General features: G+C 45.9%; 18 protein-coding genes. 3 read left to right on the top strand and 15 right to left on the bottom strand.

Going from position 1 to position 19,527, the window contains the following annotated elements; translation table 11 throughout:
* Nucleotides 1–17: 17 nt before the first annotated feature.
* The 15 genes from rnhB to rpsB form a co-directional block, all read right to left on the bottom strand.
* The gene (gene rnhB / locus HMPREF3179_RS07645; protein WP_083290724.1) at nucleotides 18–668 is read right to left on the bottom strand and encodes a ribonuclease HII; all 651 of its coding nucleotides are present in this window, start codon (nucleotides 666–668) and stop codon (nucleotides 18–20) included.
* Nucleotides 669–673: 5 nt separating this feature from the next.
* Nucleotides 674–1,846 carry a lipid-A-disaccharide synthase gene (gene lpxB / locus HMPREF3179_RS07640; RefSeq protein ID WP_026156855.1) on the bottom strand — a complete coding sequence of 391 codons (1,173 nt, stop codon included), beginning with the start codon at nucleotides 1,844–1,846 and terminating at the stop codon, nucleotides 674–676.
* A gap of 9 nt (nucleotides 1,847–1,855) precedes the next feature.
* Nucleotides 1,856–2,650, bottom strand: coding sequence for an acyl-ACP--UDP-N-acetylglucosamine O-acyltransferase (gene lpxA, locus HMPREF3179_RS07635; RefSeq protein ID WP_018026627.1), 795 nt, complete (start codon nucleotides 2,648–2,650; stop codon nucleotides 1,856–1,858).
* Nucleotides 2,651–2,701: 51 nt separating this feature from the next.
* Nucleotides 2,702–3,151 (bottom strand): 3-hydroxyacyl-ACP dehydratase FabZ, encoded by a 450-nt coding sequence (gene fabZ, locus HMPREF3179_RS07630; RefSeq protein ID WP_026156854.1) that lies wholly within the window; start codon nucleotides 3,149–3,151, stop codon nucleotides 2,702–2,704.
* A gap of 76 nt (nucleotides 3,152–3,227) precedes the next feature.
* On the bottom strand, nucleotides 3,228–4,304 hold the full coding sequence (gene lpxD / locus HMPREF3179_RS07625; RefSeq protein WP_018026625.1) for a UDP-3-O-(3-hydroxymyristoyl)glucosamine N-acyltransferase: 1,077 nt from the start codon (nucleotides 4,302–4,304) through the stop codon (nucleotides 3,228–3,230).
* A 14-nt stretch (nucleotides 4,305–4,318) separates the two neighbouring features.
* Entirely contained in the window at nucleotides 4,319–4,885 is a 567-nt protein-coding gene (locus tag HMPREF3179_RS07620; RefSeq protein WP_065421000.1) for an OmpH/Skp family outer membrane protein, read from the bottom strand.
* Nucleotides 4,886–5,005: 120 nt separating this feature from the next.
* Nucleotides 5,006–7,393 carry an outer membrane protein assembly factor BamA gene (gene bamA, locus HMPREF3179_RS07615; RefSeq protein ID WP_036559842.1) on the bottom strand — a complete coding sequence of 796 codons (2,388 nt, stop codon included), beginning with the start codon at nucleotides 7,391–7,393 and terminating at the stop codon, nucleotides 5,006–5,008.
* 169 nt (nucleotides 7,394–7,562) lie between these two features.
* Nucleotides 7,563–9,008, bottom strand: coding sequence for an RIP metalloprotease RseP (rseP, locus tag HMPREF3179_RS07610; RefSeq protein WP_070470478.1), 1,446 nt, complete (start codon nucleotides 9,006–9,008; stop codon nucleotides 7,563–7,565).
* Nucleotides 9,009–9,089: 81 nt separating this feature from the next.
* Complete coding sequence (gene dxr, locus HMPREF3179_RS07605; protein ID WP_070470476.1) at nucleotides 9,090–10,268, bottom strand: 1-deoxy-D-xylulose-5-phosphate reductoisomerase; 1,179 nt, start codon at nucleotides 10,266–10,268, stop codon at nucleotides 9,090–9,092.
* Between the two features lie 19 nt (nucleotides 10,269–10,287).
* The gene (locus HMPREF3179_RS07600; RefSeq protein ID WP_070470474.1) at nucleotides 10,288–11,160 is read right to left on the bottom strand and encodes a phosphatidate cytidylyltransferase; all 873 of its coding nucleotides are present in this window, start codon (nucleotides 11,158–11,160) and stop codon (nucleotides 10,288–10,290) included.
* A 24-nt stretch (nucleotides 11,161–11,184) separates the two neighbouring features.
* Nucleotides 11,185–11,928, bottom strand: coding sequence for a polyprenyl diphosphate synthase (gene uppS, locus HMPREF3179_RS07595; protein WP_048768201.1), 744 nt, complete (start codon nucleotides 11,926–11,928; stop codon nucleotides 11,185–11,187).
* Between the two features lie 30 nt (nucleotides 11,929–11,958).
* Nucleotides 11,959–12,519 carry a ribosome recycling factor gene (gene frr / locus HMPREF3179_RS07590; RefSeq protein ID WP_018026618.1) on the bottom strand — a complete coding sequence of 187 codons (561 nt, stop codon included), beginning with the start codon at nucleotides 12,517–12,519 and terminating at the stop codon, nucleotides 11,959–11,961.
* Nucleotides 12,520–12,550: 31 nt separating this feature from the next.
* Complete coding sequence (gene pyrH, locus HMPREF3179_RS07585) at nucleotides 12,551–13,270, bottom strand: UMP kinase (protein WP_026156853.1); 720 nt, start codon at nucleotides 13,268–13,270, stop codon at nucleotides 12,551–12,553.
* A 149-nt stretch (nucleotides 13,271–13,419) separates the two neighbouring features.
* A complete protein-coding gene (gene tsf, locus HMPREF3179_RS07580; RefSeq protein ID WP_018026616.1) occupies nucleotides 13,420–14,295 on the bottom strand; it encodes a translation elongation factor Ts in 876 nt (291 codons plus the stop codon).
* A 140-nt stretch (nucleotides 14,296–14,435) separates the two neighbouring features.
* Nucleotides 14,436–15,209, bottom strand: a complete 774-nt coding sequence (gene rpsB, locus HMPREF3179_RS07575) for a 30S ribosomal protein S2 (RefSeq protein ID WP_070470472.1) — start codon at nucleotides 15,207–15,209, stop codon at nucleotides 14,436–14,438.
* A gap of 219 nt (nucleotides 15,210–15,428) precedes the next feature.
* Between rpsB and map the strand changes: the two genes are divergently transcribed.
* Genes map through HMPREF3179_RS07560 form a run of 3 tightly spaced genes read left to right on the top strand, consistent with a single transcriptional unit; the run spans nucleotide 15,429 to nucleotide 19,527 of the window.
* Nucleotides 15,429–16,208, top strand: a complete 780-nt coding sequence (map, locus tag HMPREF3179_RS07570; protein WP_070470470.1) for a type I methionyl aminopeptidase — start codon at nucleotides 15,429–15,431, stop codon at nucleotides 16,206–16,208.
* A 5-nt stretch (nucleotides 16,209–16,213) separates the two neighbouring features.
* Nucleotides 16,214–18,835: a [protein-PII] uridylyltransferase gene (locus tag HMPREF3179_RS07565; protein WP_070470467.1), complete on the top strand. Its 2,622-nt coding sequence runs from the start codon at nucleotides 16,214–16,216 to the stop codon at nucleotides 18,833–18,835.
* Nucleotides 18,835–19,527 (top strand): MarC family protein, encoded by a 693-nt coding sequence (locus HMPREF3179_RS07560; protein WP_070470465.1) that lies wholly within the window; start codon nucleotides 18,835–18,837, stop codon nucleotides 19,525–19,527. Before HMPREF3179_RS07565 ends, HMPREF3179_RS07560 begins: the two co-directional genes overlap by 1 nt.

Genomic DNA, 19,527 nt, shown 5'->3' with positions numbered 1-19,527 from the left:
GAGGAATGCTAAAGGCACTATGATTGTGGCTGCTGCAAAAAACGCTTAATAGGCGCAAAGCTTTGTCGGTGAATAGGACATGGTCCCAATGCTTCAAGCCGACTTAAATGTAGTTTGGTAGCATAGCCTTTGTGCTGAGCAAAACCATAATCGGGATATTGTGCATCCAAGGCATAAAGCTCTGCGTCCCTTGCGGTTTTAGCGAGGATGGAGGCAGCAGCAATCGCCGGTACTGAATCATCTCCTTTCACAATGGCTTCAACGAGCTGAGTGCTTAACAGATTATCCGGTAGCGTTGCACGCATGGCTTTAGGAATTTGATTACCGTCAATTAATACATAATGATGGGCTTGCTTGATTCCCTGCCAAGCACGCGTCATCGCCAACATTGTGGCTTCTAAAATATTCAAGCGATCAATTTCTTCAACGCTAGCCGAAGCGATACTCCAGGCTAGCGCTTGCGCTTTAATTATTGTTGCTAAATAATCACGCTTTTTTTCAGAGAGCTTTTTGGAATCCATTAAGCCCTCGATTGCTTTATTCGGATCTAAGATCACTGCGGCGGCAAACACCGAACCAGCTAAAGGTCCTCTGCCCGCTTCGTCAATACCAACGATTAGCACGCCTGCATCGAGCTTCATCGGATTGAAAGTTTTAATACTAGACATAATCACTATCGGGCAGTGGCAACTTGCCAAATCCTTTCTGCGGCCAAACGAGGAGTATCAATGGCTAGGGTGTTATAAAGCGCTTCAAATTTTGCCTTGGTGGCTGCGATATATGCTTTATCTTCGAGCGCACGCACACAAGAAGCCATTAGCTGTTCGGGCGTCACTGCCTCCTGTAAGTGCTCCGGCACTGCAAACTCACGCAATAAAATATTAGGTAAACCTATCCATGGCAATAAGGGTGCCGACTGCCCCGATTTCCATGCCATAACCTTAACCATCAAAGGTGAAAGTATATAGGCAATAACCATCGGCTTTTTATATAGAGCCATTTCTAAGGATGCCGTGCCACTGGCTAATAGTGCAGCGTCACAGGCCTCCATCACATCACGCGAAACCGGTTGCTGAGCCTGCTTTTGTTCAAAAAGATGTAGATTTGGCAGGGTAATCCCCTTACTTAGCTCAATAAATTGCTGCTTACGCGCCTCATTCACTAGAGGTACGGCAAATTGCAGCTCGGGGTATTTTTGATGTAATTTTTGTGCGGTTTGTAAAAAAACCTGGCTCAACGCCTTTAATTCAGATTGTCGACTACCAGGTAAAATAGCCAACAATGGCTTATCTGGATCTAATCCTAAACGAATACGTGCCGCACGAGCATCTGGCGTCTTAGGGATTTGCTGGGCTAAGGGATGACCCACAAAAGTAACCGGCACCCCCTCTTTTTCATAAATATCGACTTCAAAGGGGAACAGCACCAACATATGATCAACGGCTCGCTTAATCTGTTCGATGCGTTGATAGCGCCATGCCCAGATCGAGGGACTAACAAATTGCACCGTCGGAATGCCGGATTTTTTAAGCTGCTCTTCTAGCCGTAAATTAAAGTCCGGTGCATCCACCCCCACAAAAACATCAGGCGCATGCGCCAAGGTCTTTTTCTTAAAGCCTTGATAAATTGATATTAGACGTGGTAACTGCTTGATGGCATCAATATAGCCGAATACCGATAAGGCATCCATTGGGTAATCCAAGGCCAAACCGGCTTCTTGCATATGCGGACCACCAATCCCACGAAATCTCAGTCCTTGCTCATGAGCTTTAAGACCTTCAATCACACGAGCCGCAAGCAAGTCCCCAGAGGGCTCACCTGCGACCATGGTAATCCTGTGTGTCATAATGCTTGATTAGCGACCGATGCCGCGAGCAGATGATTTTTCAAAAAAATCAATAAAGGGCTCCAATACCTTGGCCACATCCTCCGCACTGCTTTGTTGAAGCTTACGTATCTCCACCAAGGCATCCTCGATTTTCAGGCTGCGCAGATAAATATACTTATATGCTTCACGAATGGCTTGAATTTGTGTCGCCGTAAAGCCACGACGTCTTAAACCCTCAGAGTTAACACCGGCCGGTTTATAAGGTTGACCCGCACCCAAGACATAAGGTGGAATATCCTGACGAATAGCACTCATACCACCCGTCATACTATGAGCACCGATATGAGTAAACTGATGGGCAGCCGCTAATCCACCAATAATCGCCCAATCACCAATATGAATATGACCTGCCAATTGGATGCCATTGGACATGATGATCTCATTGCCTAACTGACAATCATGCGCAATATGTACATACGCCATAATCCAGTTATTATTACCAATCACGGTCACCCCGACATCCTGCACCGTACCGGTATTAATGGTAACGAATTCGCGGAACATATTACCATCGCCGATTTGCAGCGCTGTTTGCTCACCACCATACTTTTTGTCTTGGGGCACACCACCAATGGAGCAAAAACGATAAAAGTGATTGTTTTTACCGATGGTCGTTTTACCATCAATCACACAATGCTCACCAACCACCGTGTTTTCACCGATGGTGACATCTGCACCAATAATGGAGTAAGCGCCAACTTTTACACTTTCATGTAGCTTTGCGCCCTCATGAATGATTGCGGTAGGATGAATATTAGCCATAAAAACCTGTCTGAAAATCTCTATAAAAAGGTGTGCTTAACGCAAGACGAACTAATCTAATTTGCGAATCGCACACATAATTTTTGCTGAGGCCACCACATTGCCATCAACCCGAGCTTCGGCCGTGTACTTACAGAGTGCCTTACTAATACGATCAGCATTTACATGCAGCATTAGTTGATCGCCCGGCACGACCGGTGTACGGAAACGCGCATTATCCACACCCACGAGGTAGTAGGCGGTTTTTTCAGGATCCAAGGGCTTACCGTCTTCAGAGATAAAAGTAAATAAAGCGGCTGCCTGAGCCAATGCCTCCACAATTAAGACACCGGGCATCACTGGCATATGAGGAAAATGGCCTTGGAAAAACGGTTCATTAATGGTGACATTTTTAATGGCAACAATACTCTCACCCGGTACAATATCCAACACACGATCAACTAATAAAAACGGATATCTGTGTGGCAAACGGCTCATAATACCGGCGATATCTAATTGCAATTCTTGACTCATTTTTCTTTCCCAAACGATTTATTATTTTTAATAACTTGAATTTATTACGCTACATGACGCTGTATTAGAGCTTTTTTTCCAATTCTTGTACGCGTCGGCGCAGCTTATATAAATTTTTAATCACTGCTGCATTTTTTTGCCACTCGCTATGCTCTTCGATAGGATAAGCGGAGGTGTAGCGACCTGGTTTATTAATGCTGGACATCACACCGGTGGCGCCTGAAATATGGACATCATCAGCTAGCTCTAAATGCCCTGCCAGCATGGCTGCACCGGCTAAGGTACAACGCTTACCGATAATACTTGAACCCGCAACACCTACGCAGGCGGCCATGGCGGTATGATCACCGATCACGCAATTATGACCAATCATAATTTGGTTATCAAGCTTGACGCCATTACCGATAATGGTGTCGCCTAGGGCACCGCGATCAATGGAGGTACATACACCGATTTCTACATCATTACCCACGATCACATTACCAAATTGGGCAATACGGCACCAAGCGCCCTTTTCTACCGTATTATCAGGGGCAAAGCCGAAGCCATCGGCACCTAAGGTTGCATGACTGTGTAATAGACAACGATCGCCAATTTGCGTACCACGGTATAAAGTCACATGGGGATGTAAACGCGTATCTTTGCCAATGGAGGAGTTTTTGCCAATCACGCAATGCGCTCCAATCACGGAGCCACTGCCAATTTTCACACCTTCTTCAATCACCACATAGGGACCAATCGCCACACCCTCAGCAATTTCTGCTGTCGCATCAATGACTGCGGTAGGATGAATTACTTTAGGTACTAAATCAATGCGACTATCATCAAAGTATTGAGAAATTCGCGCATAGAGTAGATAGGGATCCTCACACACCACCACCACAAAAGGCACCGTAGCAGGCAGCTTATCAACGCCCTGTTGTGGCAGAATCACTGCACCCGCCTTAGTCTCTAGCAGTAGATTAAACATTCGCGGATTAGATAAAAAACTAATCTGCTCACTGCCCGCATGCGACAAAGAACCCAAGCCTCGAATCGTCGGCATCGCTTGCGTGCTAGTGTTTAAAATTGAATAGGCTAGCCCCTCGGTATTAACCTGTGCTAATAATTTATCTAAAGGAAGACTAAGGCTGTGTGACATAAGAAAAGAAACAACTATTTATTATCTAAGACGTTAATCACTTTATCAGTGATATCAATACGCTCACTGACAGTCACCGCATCTTGTAGAATTAAATCATAAGATTCAGAGGCGGCCAGTTCGTGAATGGCGACGTTTGCTTTTTCAACGATGGTTGAAAAGGCATCATTACGACGACGATTGAAATCCTCTTGGAATTCACGACGTTTACGCTGCAAATCCGTATCTAAGTCGGTTAACTCACGCTGCGCCTTGGAACGATCCGCATCAGACATCACCGGTGCATTTTTTTCAAAGTCCTCGTATTTTTTGCGTAGATTATCCGCTAACTTCTGCAACTCCTCGTCACGCTTACCAAACTCCTCCTCAATTTGAGTTTGAGCTTCTTTGGCAGGCTTAGAGTCACGCAGAATCTTTTCAGTGTTAACAAAACCGATTTTAATACCATCGGCGGTCACGGGCGCCTGCGCTTCTTGTGCCGATACGGCAGATGCAAAAGCCAAGGAAGAAACAACGGTTGCAGACACTAAAAAAGATTGCAGCTTAGGCAGAATAAAGCCTTGGTTTGACGTAGTATTCATCTAATAAACACCTCTGATTGAAAAAATTTTAAAGGCGATGAGTCTTTATAAAAATAACATGATATACGCTATAAAAAATCATCGCTAATTGTTTTTAAACAGTTTGTAACGACTCGCTGCTTAGAAAGATGTACCAATTTGGAACTGGAACTGTTGTTTCTCATCACCCTGTTTAGATTTAATCGGTTTAGCGTAAGAGAGCTCCAAAGGACCTAAAGGCGACTGCCATGATAAACCCACGCCTGCCGAGTAGCGCCAACCGCATGGATCCTCTACCACCCCGCCATAGCGTGAGCTACCAGTATAGCAAGTGGTGGAGCCGGTGGTTGTGACCTTACCCGCATCGGCAAACACAAACCAACGCAAGGTACGATCCTGATTGGTGCCGGGGAATGGTAGGTATAGCTGTACATTCGCTAACACACGACTAGAACCACCTAGATAGTCACCAGACACCGGGTCACGCGAACCGAGTGAAGCTCCCTCATAACCTCGCACTGAACCGATACCACCAGCGTACATATTCTTAATGACCGGGAAGGGTTTGTTTTTATTAAATGAACGACCATAATCCACAGCCGCATTAAAGGCAAGGGTAAAGCTCTTACCTAAAGGCAGATAGTACTGTCCGGAAGCACTGGTGATCCAATAGTTTAAATCACCCACACCAACCACCGCATCTAGACTTGTACGATAACCACGCGTTGGCGCTAATGCGCTATCACGCGTATCCTTGGTCCAACCGGCATTTAATAAGAACACGTTACTCTTTTCACCGTAGTGCTTAACGAACTCACGATACGCCTCAGGAATGACAATGTTATTAATTGAGCGATCAGGTAGTGTAATGCGGTTTTGCTCAAAGGTAGCACCTAAGAAGATGCGATCATTTTCCGAAATCGGCACACCAAAATTCATACCAAAGCCGTAAGTACGAATTCTATAGGTACGCTCGTCCTGATCGTATACATAGTCGCTATAAGGACGATTTTCACGGAAATAAAGTGAGGTCGTACGACTAATGCCGCTGCGCGTGAAATAAGGATCGGTGTGGCTTAAGATAGCAGCACGATTATAGCGACCAGTATTTATCTGTAAACTTAGGTCTGTACCGGAGCCGAAAATATTATCCTGACTCACCCCAGCCATAAATGATAGCTTGTCCGTCGAACCATAGCCCACACCAAGGTTAATTAAACCAGTAGGCTTTTCCTTGACGTCCACATTGATATCAACCTGATCGTCAGTACCAGCCACCGGCACTTGGGTAATATCAACGGTATTAAAATAACCTAAGCGATCAATGCGATCGCGCGAGGTACTCAGGCGTGCCTCATCATACCAAGCCGACTCCTGCTGGCGCATCTCACGACGAATCACCTGGTCACGTGTGCGCACGTTACCTCCGATATTAATACGGCGTACATAAATACGCTTACCCGGACTAACAAAGTACGTCACATCCACTTGTTGAGTCTCTGGATCGGTAATCGGATGCACATTCACATCGGCTAGGGCATAACCTAACTCACCTAAACGTAGTTGAATACGACGCACCGTCTCTTGGGCACGGCTATTATCAAAGACCTGGCCCTCACGTTGCACAATCAATTGACGCAGCTCTTCATTTAAACCCAATAGATCACCAGCTAACTGCTGCTTACGAATGGTGTATGGCTTACCCTCATCGACTGTAAAGTTAAGTGAGATATCCTTGCGGTCGGTTGAAAGACTTACCTGGGGTTGGCTAATATGAAAATCTAAATAACCGCGATTCAAATAAAAATCACGGATATTTTGCGTATCACGCTCCAATCCCTCACGCGTAAAACGATGGCTACCAGTAAACCAGGTCATATAGCCCGGTGTGGTTTGTACCATTTCTTTACGTAACGTGGAGGAACTGAAGGTATCGTTACCAACAAAGTTAATATCGCGAATACGGGCTCGACTACCCTCTTGCACCTGAAAACTGATGCCCACACGATTACCAGGTAAAGGGGTTAAAATATGATCAATTGAGGCACCATAATGCCCCTTAAGAATATACTGTGAGCGGATCTCATCCTTGGCGCGATCGAGTAAGGCTGGATCTAACGGCCTACCCTCACCAAAGCCTACCTCTAGTAAGCTACTATTTAGCTGCTTATCATTAAAAGCATTCATCCCCTCATAAATCACTGAGGTAATGATTGGACGCTCGACGACTTGAATATTAACAATACGATTATGCGTCGTGATATTTACATCATCAAATAAACCTGTGGCATAAAGACGTTGTACCGTATCTGTAGCCTGCGCTTCTGTAAAGGTACCGCCCACACCGACCGGCAAATAACTAAAGACCATCCCCGGCTCAGCACTTTGTAAACCAGTCACGCGAATATCCTGCACCACAAAAGGTGAAAAAGCCATACCCTTGAGTGGCAATAGCACTGCGAAGGAGAGTGCTGATAATTTCAATGCTAAGGATTTTTGGTTATGGGTAAAGTTAGGGCGTAAACGCATCAACAATCCTTTATCTCTAAAAAAACTGCCTAAGAATAAAAAGCGATAACGGCATCATAGAAAGCCGATTTACAAGTTTATGACAAATTAGCCAATCTTGTTAGCAAAGTCAAATAAAGTGTAAAACTACTCAATTATGCCACTTGATTAACGTGGATTTATCATTTTTTTACAAAAGTCTGAAAATATCGCTGCTAAAGGCCAATACCATCAATACTAAAAGAAGTAAATAGCCTAGTTGATGGATATGCTGCAGCACTGCCTCAGGCAAGGGTCTACCACGTAAGCCCTCAATCACACAAATGACCATCTGGCCTCCATCTAAGGCCGGCACAGGGAGTAGATTAAGTACCCCAATGCTCAAACTAATCAAAGCAATAAATGAAAGAAAAGGCCAAACCCCTACTTGCGCTACCTTACCCGAATAATCGGCAATGGTAATCGGGCCACTTAGATTGCGCCAAGAAATATCACCTGTAACGATCTTGATGACGGCATTAACAGACATCGCAGCTAAATCATAAGTTTTACTGATAGCACGACTAACACTATCCACCAGCCCATAACGCACCGTAATCGTCGGCAAGTCAGCCGCTAGGCGCACACCAGCTCGCCCAACGCTTTGTCCCTCGCTAGTGACCCGTTTTGGAGTAATAGCGAGCTCTAGCAAAGCTCCATCTCGTTCCACAGATAAACATAGAGACTGTTCAGGATGCGCTTTAAACGCTTGCATCAAAGCAGCCAGACCGAAGCTGTCATCTGCTGGTGCTTCAGGCGTATCACCGCTACTAACGGCAGGTACAGGCTCACAAAAACCGCTGATAATATCGCCCTCACGCAAGTCTGCTTGAGCAGCCGCACTATCTGCAATCACCTCCATCACCTTAACCCGTGTGGTATCCAGTATCAGACCGCTTTCACGCATTAAATCTCGATTTTCCAGGGTACCATCCACTGAGTTAAAGCGAAGCAACAGATTTTCTCTAGGATAGGAAGCTAAGCGCTGTGTTAAATCGCTCATATGATCCGCTAAGGAGTGGCGATCCACTTGACGAATCACGCTCAACTGCGCCTCGCCGCCAAAATGCATGGGTTCCAATAATGCTTCACTCACCTGAGTCCAACTGTAGCCCGGTTTACCATTCACCGCCACAATTAAGTCATGCCGGCGCAAACCGGCCTCTGCTGCTAGCGACGCCGCAGGCGGTTCAGCTAAGATGGCCACCACCTGTTGTTCACCCTTAAGATTCAGTCCGGTATAAATTAGAATAGCCAAAATAAAGCTAAATAAGGGACCAGCCGCATAGACCACAAAGCGATGCCACGGTGAGACTGCCTCAATCGGTTTAGCAGGCAAGCCCTCAGGCCTATCCATTAAGGCGCCATATTGCTCCGAGGCAACCGATAAGGGCTTCACATAACCACCTAGGGGTAAGGCACTCAGCGCCCATTCGCAGCCCCGATGATCGGTTTTTTTATAAATCACCTGACCAAAACCAAGTGAAAAACGCTCCACATGAATACCAAAAAGACGACACGCCAAATAATGTCCCCATTCATGAAAAACGACGACAATACTAATGGTGATTAAAAAACTAATAACAGTGCTTAGCATGAATAATGTTGAGTAAGCTAATTAAAATAATACATCCTTGCGCTGTTGGCGCTTAAACGCATTCGCTGCGCTGGCACGCCTTTAGGCGCTAAATTGCATTAAATGTGCGGTGGCCTGACGACGCACCTCATGGTCTAGGGCATGCACGGCTTCAATCGAATCGACCGTATAAGACCAGTTTTGTTCCAACATCAGCGCAATCAAACGCGCTATATCAGTAAAGCGAATACGCTGATCTAAAAAGGCGGCAACGGCGATTTCATTCGCCGCATTTAATACAATAGTACTTTGCTGCCCCGCATTCATGGCTTGATAGGCTAAATCTAAACAGGGATAACGAGCCAAATCCGGCAGTCTGAAATTCAATTGACACAAATCACTTAACTCAAAGTCCGGCGCCTGATTAGTAAGCCGCTCTGGGTAAGCTAAGGCATAGGAAATTGGGATACGCATATCCGAGTGACCTAATTGAGCTAGAATCGAGCCATCCACATAATGCACCATGGAGTGGACAATGCTTTCTGGGTGTACCACCACCTTAATTTTCTCTAAGGGCATGTCAAATAGCCACTTCGCCTCAATCACTTCCAAGCCCTTATTAAGCATGGTCGCCGAGTCGACGGAAATCTTACGACCCATGGACCAATTAGGATGCTTACAGGCTTGCGCTGGCGTTACCCTATCCAGTAAGCTAAGATCTGTATCTCTGAAGGGGCCACCCGAAGCGGTTAGAATAATCTCCTTAATCTGTGAGGCTTGAATGGGCCGTGTCATGCATTGGAAAATCGCATTATGCTCGCTATCGATAGGCAGTAATTGCGCCCCACTCTGCTTTACCGCTTCCATAAACAGCTGACCCGAAGCAACCAAAGCCTCCTTATTGGCCAACAAAATACGCTTACCCGCTTGGGCAGCAGCAAAAGCAGAGGCTAGGCCAGCACTACCAACAATAGCGCAAACAACGGTATCAACCGCCGTATCAGTGGCTGTATCAACTAAGGCCTCAGCACCAAGACGGATTTCAGGTAGCGGCTGATTACTAGGCCATAAGGCAATGAATTGTTGCCGCGCTGCCGCATGCGGTAGGACTAAGACCTTGGGTTGATGCTTAATACTGAGGGCAACTAGCTTCTCAACTTGGCTAAAGGCACTCATGGCGTATACTTCAAAAGCCTCAGGGTGGCTTGCAATCACATCTAAGGTGCTTTCACCGATTGAGCCAGTCGCGCCAAGTATGCAAATCCGTTGAGCTTGTGCCATCTAGATCACCCCTGATATCCTAAACTTGAAATAAATAGATTAATAAAAAGGTTAATGGTGTGACTACCAACGCTGAATCCAAGCGATCCCAGACCCCGCCATGACCGGGTAAGATTCGACTAGAGTCCTTAAGACCGGCACGGCGCTTCATCAGTGATTCGTATAAATCGCCCATAATTGAATAAATGCTGAGTACACACGCACTCAACACCACGACAAAGAGATTGCTTTGCTGTAATAAGATACCACCAAAGGAACTGGGGCTGACATAAGCACTCAGCACTAACCAAATTGTTGCTGCCGCAATACCGCAAAGAGCACCAGAGCGAGTTTTGCCCGGACTGATGGCCGGCGCTAATTTAGGACCACCAAAATAGCGTCCACCAAAATAGGCAAAACTATCGGCACACCATATTAAGATAAAATAGGACAACACAAACCAAGAACCTAGGTATTGCACAAAAAACACCAAGGCCAAGGCGGTCGCTGCAACTGTCAATAAACCAAAAAGGCTATGAAAAACTGACTGTGCTTTATGCTCCGTTTGTGCCCTAGCTAAGACAAAAGGCACAATCACTAACCAAATAAAGGCACTAATCGCACTAAAAATAAAGCCTAACTGAAATAATAGGCTCGCCGTCAACGGCGCACTGTCCGCAGCACCTGTCGGTAGCTGAAACGTAACATAAATTGCGAGCAGTGTCAGTCCAGCAGCCACGGCATAGGCAGCCATTTGATAGCGTACATCCATACTGATACGCCACCATTCTGCCAAGGTTATGCCTGAGGCAACCACACAAAAGATGGCAAAATAAACACTTTCCTCTAGCGCTAACAACACGGCAAGTATTAATAACAAAACCACTGCCGTTATCAGGCGTTCACGCAACATAACACTCTCAACCGTGGAAATAAACTAGCTTAATAATTGAGCACTGGTCTGCCCAAAACGACGCTCACGCCCAGCATACCAAGCCAAGGCCTCATCCAGATGTTCAGCCTTGATATCCGGCCAATACGTCGGAGTAAAGTAGAGCTCAGTATAGGCTAATTGCCAAATTAAAAAATTGGAAATCCGCTGCTCACCGCCAGTACGTATAAATAAATCGGGCTCGGGTGCCCACGCCATACTAAGATAGCGATCGAAGACCGCCTCATCCACCACAGTGTCGGGATGCGTACCGTGCGCCTGCATATAGCGTTGAAATGCAGTCAAAATGTCCCAACGACCACCATAGTTTGCGGCGATGGTGAGATGAAGTAAGTCATTATCCTTGGTTCGCTCTTCGGCTTCTGCAATTAAGCGCTGAATTTGCGGACTAAAGGCGCTAATATCACCCACAACGCGTAAGCGAATCCCGTTTTTATGCAGATTATTGACCTCTTTTTGCAAAGAACGCAAAAAAAGGCGCATCAATAAGTCCACCTCTTCTTTGGGACGGCGCCAGTTTTCAGAACTAAAACTAAATAAGGTTAGGTACTTAATACCCTTGTCACCACAATAACGCACAATACGACGCACCGCATTAACGCCTCGAATATGGCCTGCGGTACGTGGTAAATGACGCTCAGTCGCCCAGCGACCATTACCGTCCATCACCACAGCGAGATGCTGCGGAATGGCGGATACGGCAGGCACAGCCTGCGTTGAACTAATCATTGACACCTACAAATGGAGATAATAACTGCACTAAACAGTCATCACCTCTTCCTCTTTGCGTGCAATTAAGGCATCAATCTCTTTGACGAACTTATCAGTTAAGTCCTGCACCACGGTTTGATAGCGACGCTCGTCATCCTCAGAGATCTCTTTGTCCTTGACCAAATTCTTAAGACCGTCATTGGCCTCACGGCGTAGGTTACGGATAGCGACTTTTGCATCTTCGCCTTCAGCACGCACAACGCGAGTTAATTCACGACGACGCTCTTCAGTTAAAGCTGGCATCGGCACCCGAATTAAATCACCGATAGGCACAGGATTTAAGCCTAAGTCTGACTCACGAATCGCCTTTTCAACCACGGAAAGCATATTTTTCTCCCATGGCTGTACACTTAAGGCACGCGCATCAATCACGGTGACATTGGCCACTTGGCTAACAGGCACCATGGAGCCGTAGTAATCCACCTGCACATGGTCTAATAGACCGCTGTGGGCACGGCCAGTGCGGATTTTGGCTAGATTCGTCGTTAAACTCTCGATTGATTTACCCATACGGCTTTCAGCCGATTTAATAATCTCACTTGTACTCATACGTTTTATCTCTTTACTAATTATTCTTAAACTAGACGTGCACCAAGGTACCCTCATCCTCACCACGAATCACACGCTCAAGGGCGCCAGGCTTATTGATGGAGAAGACATTAATGGGTAACTTTTGATCACGGCATAAAGCAAAGGCCGTTGCATCCATCACCTCAAGGCGCTTAGCGATCGCCTCGTCAAAGGTGATATTGCTATAACGGGTAGCTTTAGGATCCTTATTAGGGTCGGCGCTATAGATACCATCTACCTTAGTTGCTTTAAGTACGATTTCAGCACCAATTTCAGCACCACGTAGGGCCGCAGCCGTGTCCGTGGTAAAGAATGGGTTACCCGTACCGCCGGCAAAAATCACCACCTTGTGTTCTTCCAAATAGCGTAAAGCCTTTGGACGAATATAAGGTTCAACCACCTGATCAATACTGATGGCAGATTGCACACGCGCCACCACATCATGACTCTTAAGCGCATCCTGCAGTGCTAAGGCATTCATCACCGTGGCTAACATACCCATGTAGTCAGCCGTTGCTCTATCCATACCCTGAGCACCTGGCGCTACTCCCCGGAAAATATTACCACCACCGATAACAATTGCTAATTCCACACCCATCTTGGCGATTTCAGCTACCTCTTGGGTCATGCGGCTAATGGTCTGACGATTAATACCAAAAGCATCATCACCCATCAACGCTTCGCCGGAAAGCTTTAATAAGACTCGTTTATAAGCTATTTCACTACTCATTTGCGCACCATATAAAAAGACTTGCCCCATTTTATCAAAGATTACTGCTCGAATAAGGTCAAGCATAAAAAAACCGAGATCTTATAAATCTCGGTTTCTATGATTATCAGCCGACCAAGTAACTAGCGGCTGATAATTAAGCGATAGAATTACAGTGAAGACTGAGCAGCGGCTACTTCAGCAGCAAAATCCTCTTGCTTTTTCTCGATTCCTTCACCAACCACGTACAGCGTAAAGGCTTTTACAGAACCGTTATTCGCTTTAAGCATTTGAGCTACGGATTGCTTATCGTCCTTAACAAAAGGCTGAGATACTAAGGCAACCTCTTTGAGGAATTTAGCAACAGTACCCTCAACAATACGCTCGATAATATCGGCAGGTTTACCATCTTCTTCAGCTTTTTGCTTGGCTACTGAGCGCTCTGCTTCGATTAACTCGGCCGGTACACCCGCTTCATCTAAGGCTTTAGGACGAGAGGCAGCAACGTGCATGGCAAGATCCTTACCAACCTCATCCGCACCGCTGAAATCAACTAGTACACCAATACGACCACCGTGGTTGTATTGCGCTAATTTATCCTCAGTCTCAAAACGCTCAAAGCGACGTACAGAGATATTTTCGCCAATCTTACCAACTAAAGCCGCACGCACAGATTCAACCGTACCGTCACGGAAAGGTGTTGCATTTAAAGCCTCTAAATCAGCAGGATTCGTTTCTGCAACAAGCTTAGTCACATCATTAACAAAGGCGATAAAATCATCGTTTTTAGATACGAAGTCAGTTTCGCAGTTAACCTCAACTAGCGCACCAGTTTTAGCGTCATCAGCAACATAAATACCGACTAAGCCTTCAGCCGTAATACGGCTAGCAGCTTTGCTGGCTTTATTACCTAATTTAACACGCAAAATCTCTTCTGCACGCGCCATATCGCCGTCAGCTTCAGTTAAAGCCTTTTTACACTCCATCATTGGTGCGTCGGTTTTTTCACGTAGTTCTTTCACCATTGCAGCGGTAATTGCAGCCATGTAATTCTCCAAAAGTAAAAAAAAGCCCCGTATCGAAAGACGGGGCTATTCATTGTCTCTATTAGAACAGCCCAACTGTTCCAGTCAAATGTACCCTAATTTAATGACAAAATTAAGGCGTTATAAAACAACTGAGTAAATTACTCTTCAGTTGAGTCTTCAGTCTCAACGACTTCCTCTTGTGCAGCTTCTTCTGCTTGCTGCTCATCTTGAAGCATCTCAACTAAAGCACCGTCACGCTCCTCACGACCGGCGATAATCGCATCCGCAACACCGCGCGCATACAAGGCGATGGCTTTTGCAGAGTCATCGTTACCCGGGATGATGTAGTCAATATTGTCAGGTGAGTGGTTAGTATCCACTACGGCAACAATCTTAATACCAAGGGTGCGAGCTTCCTGAATAGCAATCTTGTGGTAACCAACGTCAATTACAAAGATCACGCTAGGCAACTTAGCCATGTCCTTGATACCACCGATCGATTTTTCGAGCTTATCCAACTCACGCGTAAACATAAGCGCTTCTTTTTTGCTCATCAGCTCAGTGCTACCATCAGCCTCAGCCGCTTCCATATCTTTTAAGCGCTTAACTGAAGACTTAACTGTTTTAAAGTTAGTCATCATACCGCCTAACCAGCGGTTGTTAACATCAGGTGAACCAGCGCGCTCTGCTTCTGCAGCAATAATTTCACGCGCAGCGCGTTTAGTACCTACGAATAAGATTTCCTCACCGCGAGCAGCAGCCGCACGTAGGAACTCCATCGCTTCGATGTACTTTTGTACTGTCTTTTCTAAGTTAATAACGTGGATTTTGTTACGCTGACCGAAAATATAAGGAGCCATTTTCGGGTTCCAGTAACGAGTTTGGTGACCAAAGTGTACACCAGCTTCTAGCATTTCACGCATTAATGACATAATATCAACTCCAAAGGGTTTGGTCTTGTGTGGGCTCAGGATTGGCTTAAGCGATTAAACTAAAAAAGCTTATACCAACACCCTCGGGTGGCACACACGCGATTAAAAATAGTAAATAATTTAAAATGATACTTTCCACAGCCACTTTTAGAGTGATTTTGCCGTAGAAAATAAAGTGTATAATTATATACGATTGTTTAATATTTTGGAAACGATTTAATGGCAACCATAAAAAACTCTGACGATATTGCAAAAGTTCGTCGCGCCGCGCAGACAGCTGCCGGTATTTTAGACTATTTAACCCCTTTTATTAAGGCCGGGATCACTACTGCTGAGATTGAGCATCTAACTTGCGAAAGGATTAAGGAATTAGGCATTCGCTCGGCCACGGTCGGCTATGGTAACCCACCCTTTCCAGCGGCTATCTGCACCTCCATTAATCATGTGGTGTGCCATGGCATCCCTAGCGATAAAAAGCTCAAAGACGGCGATATCATCAACTTAGATATTACCATTGAAGAGGATGGTTGGTTTGGTGATACCAGTCGTATGTTTATGATTGGCAAGCCCTCCATCTTGGCTCAACGCCTCGTTCAGACCACGTTTGAATGCATGTGGAAAGGCATTCGTGCGGTCAAGCCTGGCGCCACCTTAGGTGATGTTGGTCATGCAATTCAAAGCCATGCCGAAGCTGCCGGTTTCTCTGTCGTACGTGACTATTGCGGCCATGGTATCGGACAGGTTATGCACGCGGATCCACAGGTACTACATTATGGTAAGCCTGGCACCGGCCTTAAATTAGAAAAAGGCATGGTATTTACGATTGAACCAATGATTAATGCCGGTAAATATCATACGTCTGTACTGGGCGATGGCTGGACCGTGGTCACCAAGGATCGTAGCCTATCCGCACAGTGGGAGCATCAATTAATCGTGACCGATGATGGTTACGAAGTCCTATCCACCTCACCCGGCATGCCTGAACCGCCCGCTGAGTAATTGCGATGAATCTCACCGCCCACAGCATTCAGTTTAAGCAGCAATTGCGTCAACAATACGATGCGGCAATTGCATTGTATAAGCAGGATCGGAGTCGTCCTGATCAATTGCTGCAGCAACTGAGTTGTATTGTAGACAAAGTCTTACATCAAATGGCGGCTCATTATCCCCTACCCGCCAATGCTGCCTTATGCGCCGTGGGAGGCTATGGTCGCGGTGAGTTATATCCTTGCTCAGATATTGATTTATTAATTCTGCTAAATAGCCCACCAAGCCCTAGCGAGCAGGATCAACTGGAAGTATTTATCGCCACCTTATGGGATTTGGGGCTAGAGGTAGGCCATAGCGTACGCACCATTGATGAATGCGTAGAAGCCTCACAAAAAGACGTAACCATTGCCACCGGCTTATTAGAGTCACGCTGGCTGCTTGGTGAATCGGCGATTTTTCATAGACTACAACAACGTTTTAAGGCGGAATTTAATCCGGCCTCTTTCTACCGTGCCAAAGCCTTGGAGTACAAGCAGCGACATGCACGTTATGCCGACACGCCCTATGCTTTAGAGCCCAACTGCAAGGAATCGCCTGGTGGTATCCGTGATATTCAATTGATTCATTGGATTGCCCGTGCGGCTGGCATCAAGCCTTCGTGGCACCGCCTCGTTAGCGTGGGTTTGATGAGGGATAATGAAGCCTTGCAAATGAAAGCCGCTGAAAGCAATTATCAGCGTTTAAGGATTGAATTGCATCTGCTTAATCGTAAAAACGACGACCGTTTGCTGTTTGATGTGCAAATTGCATTAGCTCGCGAGTTTGGCATTCAGCCTGAAGCGAGTAAGCGTGCCAGTGAGGTACTGATGCAAAGATATTATCAAGATGCACGTACAGTCTATGTGATCACCGGCTTTATGATGCAGATTTTTGAAAGTTATTTTTTTGAAAATAGTGTTGAAACAGAGCAACTACTCGAGGGCGATTTTAAAATCGTCGATGAGGAGCTAGATGTGATTCGGGAGGATGCTTTTTTGCGTAAACCCCCGCTCCTCTTAAAAACCTTTTTAGTATTTCAACAGCACCCGCAAATCCAAACCATCTCCGTCAAAACCCAGCGTTTAATTTGGGACGCCGTCGAGCGTATTGATGAGCAGTTTAGAAGTAATCCGGTGAATCATTGGTTATTTTTGCAAATCTTAAAACAACCAAAACGCATCGTGCAAAGCTTTCGCATGATGAATTATCTGAATGTCTTACCCGCTTATATTCCTGCTTTTGAAAAGGTGGTGGGTCAGATGCAACATGATTTATATCATGTCTATACCGTAGATCAACATTCACTGATGGTGATTCGTAATATTCGCCGCTTTACGATGCCGGAGTTTAGCGATGAAAATCCGCTAGCGCATCAATTGATGGAAAACTTTGAGGATCGCTGGCTGCTGTATATTGCTGCCTTATTCCATGATATTGCTAAGGGACGCGGCGGCGATCATTCAGAATTAGGGGCCAAGGAAGTTACCGCTTTTGCTAAGCTACACAATCTTGAACAAGAGGAAATTGAGCTGCTCCAGTTTCTAGTTGCCGAGCATCTTCTGATGTCGAATGTGGCCCAAAAACGAGATTTATCTGATGAAAAAGTGATTCGTGAGTTTGCTGCCCGTGTTGGCACACAAAGCCGGCTGGCTGCTCTTTATTTATTGACGGTGGCCGATATTCGTGGCACCAGCCCCAAGGTCTGGAATAGCTGGAAAGCGAAGTTGATTGAAAACCTCTATTACCTCTGCGCCAGTGCTCTGGGTGATAATAATTTTAATCGCAACAAATTCCTTGAACAGCGTAAAAAGGCAGCAGATGCCTTAATTAGAGCCGCTGGTATGAACGAAGATGAGCGCGAGCAATTTTGGTCCAAAATGGATAATGCCTACTTTCTTCGACATGAACCGGAGGATATTGCCTGGCATACCCTGCACCTGTATCAGCACACAAATACCGAGCATGCGATTGTTAGAGCGAGACCCACGGAGCGAGCGGACTCCATGCAAATACTGGTCTTTATTAAGGACCAGGATGCACTCTTTGAGCGCATTGCCTCCTACTTTCATGAGCAACAAATTAATATTTACGAAGCGCAGATTCATACTAGCATCAATGGCTATGCGCTGGATAGCTTCCTGGTTGAAAGCTCGCGCTTTGCGGGCGATGCCACTGGCTTTGCCAAAATCATTGAAGCTGAACTTGCTAAAAAGTTGGATTTAGCACAACCCTTGGCAGAACCGGCGATTGATAATGAGCGCTTACCTACCACCTCGGCTGGGCAACGCCGCTCACGCAGTTTTCCGGTACGTCCTCGGGTGCAGCTTGATCGCGAAGAAAATGGACGCTACTGGCGTTTACAGCTAAATACCACCGATACCCCAGGCATTCTCTATAGCTTAGCCCATATTTTTAGTCAGTTTAAGATTAATTTGCGCATGGCGCGCCTGCTCACCTTAGGCGAACGCGTAGAAGATATATTTATTATTCAGGGAGCTGCGTTGGAGAATTTGCAATCACAATTAGACTTTGAACGTGCTATTATGGAGACCTTAAATGAGCTCCTCCCATCCACCACACATCACGCCGCAAATTAATGCTTTATTTTACTATTACCATCGGTAGTTTTTTACTGGTACTAGGTACCTTATTGCCGATCTTGAACCCGCTCTATGTGACACCAGTGTTTTGGACCATGACAGCGGGTGCGACCAAGGAGTTGCGCCGCCTTATCGCCCGCAAGGTCGGTATATACAGCTTTGTCATTTTATTAATTTCTGCTCTCTTCGGTAATGTCTTTTTAAAAATGTTTGGCATCACTATCCCCATCGTGCAGCTTGCGGGGGGCTTGATTGTGGTGCATGCGGGCTGGAAGTTACTCAATGCGGAGGACCCCGATAGCGGTCACCATGAAAAACTAGCCGATGATTTTAATATTGATAAGGTGAAGATGAAAGCGAGTACCTTTTACCCGCTCACCTTTCCCCTTACCGCAGGCCCCGGTTCCATTGCCGCAGCCATCACCGTAGGTGCCTCGCTCAAGGGTAGTAGCGGCAGCACGGAGCAGGTGTTTGCGGTCTTTGGCATCATCTTGGGGTGTTTTACCATCGGCTTTTTACTGTATATGGCTAATCGCTTCGCGGTGCGCATTATGACTAAAATGGGTCAAACTGGCATGGCTGTGGTGATGCGTTTGGTCGCCTTTTTGTTAATTTGTATTGGGATTCAGATTATGTGGAATGGTCTATTCCAATTAATTGTCAGTATTCCCTTTGTGAGTAGAGCGTGA

Origin of the sequence: Oligella sp. HMSC09E12 (assembly GCF_001808505.1) — a bacterium.
Taxonomy (GTDB): domain Bacteria; phylum Pseudomonadota; class Gammaproteobacteria; order Burkholderiales; family Burkholderiaceae_B; genus Oligella; species Oligella urethralis.
The sequence above is the reverse complement of the archived record's forward strand: the minus strand, read 5'-3'. Positions and strand labels throughout refer to the sequence as shown.